The organism is Streptomyces sp. NPDC004647, assembly GCF_040609575.1.
GTDB lineage: Bacteria > Actinomycetota > Actinomycetes > Streptomycetales > Streptomycetaceae > Streptomyces.
Window position 1 is genome coordinate 1 of record NZ_JBEXKU010000214.1, and the last position, 1,416, is coordinate 1,416.

The following is a 1,416-nucleotide window of genomic DNA, read 5'->3' on the forward strand; positions in this document are numbered from 1 at the left end:
CCCAACACTCTCCCCCCCCCCCACTCACTCCCCTTCGCCGGGTAACCCCCCCCCCCCCCGCGGCTCCGCGCCCCCCCGGGGGGCCGGGGGCGCCCCCCCCCCCCGGGCCCCCCCCCCGACGACCCTCCAGGGAAGCCGGACCGCAGGGGCGTGCGGATCAGCTCGCGGTCGGCGATCCGCGCTTCCTTCTCGGCCCAGTCACCGTCCGCGTCGAAGGGCCCTGTCCCACCGCACGGCTCCGCAGGACCAGTTGGAGGGCGATCATCACCACTGCGGTCACGATCGCGCTGTGCCACAGCAGCGCGTCCAGCCGGCCCGCCGACAGGTAGGCTCCCGCGGCCACGGCCGCCAGCGCGCACACGCCTCGGTCCACGATGCTCTCGACGGACAGGAGCGTGGCGCGAGGGGCGTGGGCGGGGATCGCGTCGTTGACCAACTCCCGCTGGATCGGGTAGGCGAAGCCGGTGACCGCGGCGAACACACACAGCAGCGCTACCACGGCCCAGGGCCCGCCGAACGTGATGCCCGCCAGCGTGCCCGCCAGCGCGAGGCTGAGCAAGGACACCCAGGCGACCGGTGACAGGCGCCTGCCGAGCCATTGGGGACGCGCCGAGGCCACGGCCTCCGCCACGGTCATGGCCGCCAGCACCCCGCCGTGCGAGGTTTCGCCGATGCCGTGGTCCAGCAGGACGGGCTGGAAGAGATTGACCTGGCAGATGCGGGAGAGGGTGAACACCGCCACGCCCTGCACCATGACCAGGGCGAGCCAGGGCGTGGCCCGTACGCAGTGCAGTGCGGCGCCCGCGTCGTGCAGGAACGCGCCACGGCTCCGGCTCGTCCCGCCTCCCCCGAGTGCCTTTCCCGACCGGCCGTCCCCGCTAGGCACGGCACGTCGAGGCACGGCACGTCGAGGCAGCGCGACGGCACATGCCAGGGAACCCGCCGCACTCGCGGCGCTGAGCACGTACGGCGTCGGGTGGGCGACGGCCATCAGGGGGCCGACCAGCGGCCAGCACATCACCTTCGCGGCCAGCCCCAGGGCGCGGGCCGTGCCTTCGGCCTTCAGATAATGCTCACCGCATCCCTCGGCCCGCAAGCCGTCGTACAGGTAGGCGCTGGCGGCTCCCGATGTCAGAGAACGGCCGGCGGCGACGGCCAGGAAGTGGACGAGGAAGCCCGTGTAGGAGGGTGTGACCACCGGGGCCAGGTTCGCCGCGGTCATCACGACCGCCCCGGCCCGCAGGCAGTTGCGTGCGCCGATGCGGTCGGACACGATCCCGGTCGGGATCTCGAACAGGCAGAACGCGACGTAGTAGATGCTGGGCCCTCGCCCCGGATCTTGGACACCGTAGACACTGGATCTTGAGGATCTGGGAGAACGGAGTCCCTGTGGGGATGAAGCACTATCCGCCGGAG

1 protein-coding gene is annotated in these 1,416 nt (G+C 72.6%); it reads right to left on the reverse strand.

The annotated features are described in order from the left end of the window. Window positions 1-157 precede the first annotated feature (157 nt). A partial coding sequence (locus tag ABZW18_RS34755; RefSeq protein ID WP_356195516.1) for an MFS transporter occupies window positions 158-1,416 on the reverse strand: 1,259 nt, incomplete at its 5' end.